We start from the raw sequence: 5,387 nt of genomic DNA, 5'->3' as shown, positions 1-5,387 counted from the left end.
AAGTACGTCGCTTCGTACACGCTGCTGGCGGCGACCGAGGACGACGTCGACTACGGCCTCTACACCTTCGCGCTCAATCAGTCGGGCACCGGCACGCCGGGCGACCCGGCCTCGTTCTCGGTGCAGAACCTGACCTTCCTCTACAACGATCCGGCCACCGACGAGTACGACGCGCAGGTCATCGCGGCGCGCGCCAAGCCGCCAGTGATCGCCTCGACGCTCAACCCGTCGGTCGACTACGGCGAGTTCATCGCGCAGGACGTCTTCAATCGCGGCCTGAGTGACGGCCAGGAACGCCCGATCCGCGGCACCGATCCGATCGACTCGATCGCGGTCATCGTCGCGCGTCCGACGCGCCCCGGCGAGATGAACGACTTCTCGGCGAACGAGTACGAAAAGCGCGAGCTGCTCGGCTTCGCACCGGTGCAGTCGGACGGCTCGTTCCACATCCGGGTGCCCGCGAACACGCCGATCAGCTTCGCCACCATGGACGTGAACGGTCGCGGCTTCGTGGTCAAGCGCACCCACATCGCGGTGCGCAACGGCGAGGTGTTCGACAAGTGCGTCGGCTGTCACGAAGACCGTCACGCCGGCGGCCCGACGCCGACCAATCCGAATCCGATCGCGGCGCTGATGCCGGCGCATGACCTGAACATCGCTCCGGCACAGCGTCAGATCATCAACTACGAAACCACCATCGGTCCGATCGTCGCCGCCAAGTGTGCGTCGTGTCACACCCCGACGATTCCCGGCGTGGACTCGACGGCCGCCGGTCAGCTCAACCTGACCTCCGCGCCGGACACCGTGCGCATGAATCGCATCTTCCCGAAGGGCTACGTGAGCCTGTCCGGCGAAATGATGATGGGCAGCACGCGGCCGGCGGTGACGCGCCCCGGCTTCCCGCGCCAGTCGACGCTGATCGACTACGTGATGGGACTCGGCTCGCAGAGCGGCATCGGTCAACACCCCAGCGGCCCGAACGCGCTGACGGCGGCCGAGCGTCGCAAGTTCAATCTGTGGGTGCTGCTGGGCGCCCAGTACAAGTAGTCGAAGCTCACTCGAACCGACCATGGAGAACCACGTGAACGCGATCGCAACCAGGAGGATCAGTCGACGGGGGGCCGCACTGGCGGCCCTCGCGGCGATCCTGCTCGGGTTCGCTCCCGCTCCGGCACCCGCCGGAGCGCCGGTCGCGGCGCACACGGTCGCGTGGCGCGGCTCGACCGAGGCATTGCGGCGGCATCCACTGCGCGGCCTCGACGGTCGCACCGTCACGCTCGCGAGTCTGCAGGGCGAGGTGGTGGTGGTGAACTTCTGGGCGAGCTGGTGTCGGCCGTGCGCGCGCGAGCTTCCGGCGCTCGACGCACTGAATACCGAGCTGGCCGCGAGCGGCGGCCGCGTCATCGCGGTCTCGATCGACACGGACCTCGAGAACGCGCGCCGCTTCGCAACGGCGCACCACTTGAAGATGCCGCTCTATCACGACGGACCGAAGGGGCTCGCGCCTCGCATCGGCCTCGAAGCGATTCCATTCACCGTGGTGCTCGACCGCGATGGCGCGGTCCAGTTCGCCACGCGTGGTTCCGATGCCGGCGCGGTGCAGGCACTGGTGGCCGAGGCGCGACGCCTGGCCGTCTCGCGCCCGTACCTGTCGGCGACGCCCCAGGGAGGGACGCGATGAACCACCTGACGTTGCGGGGCCTGCGCCGTTTCGGCGTGGTCGCCGCGCTGTTCGCGCTGGTGATGCTCGGAACCGGCTGTGCCGCGGTCCAGCAGTACGAGCGCGAGCGACTCGCAGATCGAATCATGACGTTCGACGGAGACGCCAAACACGCGTCGCGAAGGACCAAGTCACTGGATGCCCGGGAAGGCTCGACAGGGGGCAACGGTGGCGCGGGCGGGGGCTGCGCGTGCAACTGAGCCCACGGCACACGACCGCGATGCTGATCGCATCGCTCGGACTCACGGTGGCGTCACCGGGATCGGCGGCGTCCATGATCGATGAGCAGACCACGGGGTTCCTCATGCAGCTGTTCTCGGATTCCGACAAGGTGACGGTGCGTTCCGCCATCGGCGAGTACAAGCTCGCGCTCGCCGGCGGCAGTGCACTCGACCTGCATTGGAACAACGAGCGCGTGGTGATTCCCGGCATCGAGGCCGCACCCGGCACCCAGGAGGCGACCGACGCGATCACCACCGCGAGTCGTCCGATCTCGGGCAATGCATTCCTCGACTTCGTCAAGATGCGCAACGAGTTCGAAGGTCGCTTGAACCGCGGCGCCACCGAGCTGGGTTACTACGTCTCGAGCGAGACCGACTACCTCGGCCAGCAGGTCAGCGGAAGCTGGAACCGCGACGTGATGGGCGACCTGCTCAATCTGTCGTTCGGTGGCAGCTACGGCTGGGACGCGATCGACCCGGTCGCCGACGACGACACCCAGTCGGCCGCCAACCACAAGAACACGCTGCACTGGAACGCGATCGCGACCCGCGTCGTGACCGCGACCACGCTGCTGCGCTTCGGCGTCGAGTACAACCTGGTGAACGGGTTGCAGCACAACCCCTATCGCAACGTCTACGCCGGCGGCACCAACGTGCCGGAACGGCACCCGGAAACGCGCCAGCGCCGCGATGCGTTCGTGAAGCTGCATCAGTACCTGCCGAATCAGTCGAGCCTCAAGTTCCACTATCGGCTCTACAACGACGACTGGGGCATCGGCTCGCACGAGGTCGGCACGGCACTGAGTCAGTACATCACCCACGGTCTGTTCACGAGCTACGAGTACCGCTACTACACCCAGACCGCCGCCGACTTCTACCGCGACGAATACGCGGCAGTGGACGGCATCGACGGTTTCCGATCCGGCGACTACCGCATGGCGCCGCTCGCCTCGCATCTGTTCGGCGTGGCGCTCGATCTGGACCTGAGCCAGCTCGCCGCGGGAACCGCGGTCCTGGGACGCAGTGGAGTGCAGTGCCGCTATGAGCGGTATTTCAACAGCAACAACTACTCGGCCAATTTCCTCACGACGCAGATCAACTACCGCTTCTAGCAGCAAAGGCAACATACGAGAGGAGCTGAACGTGCGACGACACACCTTGATGGTTCTCAGCTTGACGCTAGCCACGGCTCAGCCCCTGTGCGCGGGGACGTTCACGAAGTCGGCGATCGCTCCCGAACTGGGGCTCGACGCGCTGACGCGCGAAGTGGCGCGCGCTCAGGTGGGGCGCGACCTGTTCGCAAATCCCTACGCAACGGTGACGATCGGACACACCGACATCTACGACCGCTTCCCCTACCTCGAGTCCCGCCAGTTCCAGGTGGTCTCGGACCCGCGCTGGAACCGGCTGATCGTCGGTGAGCGCGGTCACGGATTGAGCGCCTTCGACGGGCGCGGCGGTGCGACGGGAGCCCTGCGCGAGCCGCGCGGCCTCGCGGTCGACGAGAACGACCGCGTCTACGTGGCCGACACCGGCAACGATCGCATCGTGGTGCTCCAGGCTTCGACCGAGCTCGACGCGATGACGCTGTCGCCGCTCTACGAGATCCGCGGGCTCAGCCGTCCGTTCGACGTCGCGGTGTCGGACGGCGGCACGCCGTTCCGTGCCGGCGACGACGTGCTGTACGTGACCGACACCGGTCGCAATCGCCTCGTCGCCTACGCGCTCGAAGCCGGCGCCCCGCGCCTGGTCGCCACACTCGGCGACCTCGGCAGCGGTCAGGATCGCTTTGCCGGACCGATGGCGATCACGGTCGGTCGTGCGAACAGCGGAAACACCGGCGACGTCTACGTGGCCGACGCGCACAATCGTCGGCTCGTGCATCTGCGCCACGAGGGTTCGAGCCTGCGCTGGGTCGGCGAGGCGCCGGTCGGCGCCGACGTCGTCACCTCGCTCGAGACCGATCAGTGGGGCAACCTCTACGCCTCGGCGCCGAACCAGGGCGTGGTGCGCAAGTTCAACGCCGAGCTGAGCGCGGTCGCCGAATTGCGGGACGGCCTGTCGCGTCCGCGCGCATTCCACGTTCCGTTCTCGACCGTGCGCGATCACCGCGACGGCCGTGTCGAGCGTGTCGGCGAGCCGACCGCGATCTCGATCGACGAATGGGCGTCGGGTGCCGGACTTCGCATGTGGAGCCTGGGCGTCGAGCTGAACGACCTGCGCGTCGACGGCGAGGGCGCTCCGGTTGCGCACTTCGCGCTGACCGATCATGCCAACGTCTCGTTCGAGATCGCCGACGCCGCGACTGGCCGCATGCTGGTGCGTCGCAATGCCGGCGCCATGGAGGCCGGCGTGCACACGCTCGCGCTGACGCCGGAGGACCTGCAGGCGGCGGGCGGCAACGGCCAGTTCGTGCTGCGCATGAGCGCGGCTTCGGGATACAGCGGAGGCGCCACGGCGAACGCACAGACGCCGCTGCAGCTCGACGGCGCCGCGTCGCTGCTGCCGATGCGCGCCTCGCTGCTCGGCAGCGCGCCGAACCCGGCCGCACCGGTGACCCGCATCGCCTTCCTGCTTCCTGCCAACGGTCGTGAACACGTGTCGTTGCGGATCTTCGATGCGCAGGGCCGTCGCGTGCGTGGCTTCGATCGCGGCTTCGTGGCGGGGCTCAATCAGATCGCGTGGGACGGCACCGACGAGGGCGGCCGTCCGGTCCGCGCCGGGGTCTACCTCTATCAGCTCCAGGTCGGCGGCGAGAAGTTCACGCAGCGACTGGTGCTGGTGCGGTAAGGGGGACGTCATGGAACGGCGGCATGCCACTCTGATCACGCGACGCACCGGTGCTCCGCTGGCCCTGCTGGCGATCGCCGGCCTGATGGCCGGCGGCTGCCTGGGCGAGCCCGAGGTCGAGGATCGCTGGACGCGCCTCGACATCGAGAGCGCGAGCGTGCAGCCGTTCCAGTCCCTGCCATCGGGATCGAGCACCTCGATCACGGTCGGCACCGCGATCACCTATCGACGCATCATCACCGGCTTCGCGGTCGCGGAGCTGCGTGGCAGCGCGACACTCAACGGCACCCAGGTCGAGCTGCATCCCGAAGGCGATCGCGTTCGCATGGCGGATGACGTCGATCGCGTGCTCGCGAACTCGGTCACACTGGGACGCGCGACGCGCGCGATCACCGGCTGGGACCATCTCATCCAGCGCATCGACTTCACCTTCGACGGCGTCGCCGCCGCAGCACTCGACACCAGCGGCACCACCGCCGGCCTGTTCCTGGTCGTCTACCTGGGACAGGGTGACGAAGTCGAACGCCAGGACGGCACCGACACCCTGATCGTCACGCCGTTTCCCTCCGTGCCCAACGAGTTGCTTCCGGTCGGCATGGAGCTGGCCGTCGGGCCCTAGCCATGCACGCGCACCGGGACGGATCTCGGTCGAGCAT

Annotated in this window: 6 protein-coding genes; all 6 read left to right on the top strand. The window is 67.8% G+C overall.

The genetic code is table 11. From position 1 onward, the window contains the following. Positions 1 to 1,047, top strand: a 1,047-nt coding sequence (locus HOP12_15645; protein NOT35578.1) for a hypothetical protein, incomplete at its 5' end; no start/stop codon positions are given. Between the two features lie 34 nt (positions 1,048 to 1,081). Continuing rightward, complete coding sequence (locus tag HOP12_15640) at positions 1,082 to 1,681, top strand: TlpA family protein disulfide reductase (GenBank protein NOT35577.1); 600 nt, start codon at positions 1,082 to 1,084, stop codon at positions 1,679 to 1,681. After that, on the top strand, positions 1,678 to 1,920 hold the full coding sequence (locus HOP12_15635) for a DUF4266 domain-containing protein (protein ID NOT35576.1): 243 nt from the start codon (positions 1,678 to 1,680) through the stop codon (positions 1,918 to 1,920). Before HOP12_15640 ends, HOP12_15635 begins: the two co-directional genes overlap by 4 nt. Beyond that, positions 1,911 to 3,053: a DUF3570 domain-containing protein gene (locus HOP12_15630; GenBank protein NOT35575.1), complete on the top strand. Its 1,143-nt coding sequence runs from the start codon at positions 1,911 to 1,913 to the stop codon at positions 3,051 to 3,053. Before HOP12_15635 ends, HOP12_15630 begins: the two co-directional genes overlap by 10 nt. Positions 3,054 to 3,114: 61 nt before the next feature. Further along, positions 3,115 to 4,731: a T9SS type A sorting domain-containing protein gene (locus tag HOP12_15625; protein ID NOT35574.1), complete on the top strand. Its 1,617-nt coding sequence runs from the start codon at positions 3,115 to 3,117 to the stop codon at positions 4,729 to 4,731. Positions 4,732 to 4,741: 10 nt separating this feature from the next. Next, positions 4,742 to 5,350, top strand: a complete 609-nt coding sequence (locus HOP12_15620) for a hypothetical protein (protein ID NOT35573.1) — start codon at positions 4,742 to 4,744, stop codon at positions 5,348 to 5,350. Positions 5,351 to 5,387 lie beyond the last annotated feature (37 nt).

The sequence above is a fragment of the Candidatus Eisenbacteria bacterium genome (genome assembly GCA_013140805.1).
In the GTDB taxonomy this organism is placed as follows: Bacteria; Eisenbacteria; RBG-16-71-46; order RBG-16-71-46; family RBG-16-71-46; genus JABFRW01.
The sequence above is the reverse complement of the archived record's forward strand: the minus strand, read 5'-3'. Positions and strand labels throughout refer to the sequence as shown.

What these genes read in the sequence shown, in the direction of transcription:
- HOP12_15635 (NOT35576.1), top strand. Translation starts at nt 1,678, where the DNA reads ATGAACCACCTGACGTTGCGGGGCCTGCGCCGTTTCGGCGTGGTCGCC.
- HOP12_15620 (NOT35573.1), top strand. Translation starts at nt 4,742, where the DNA reads ATGGAACGGCGGCATGCCACTCTGATCACGCGACGCACCGGTGCTCCG.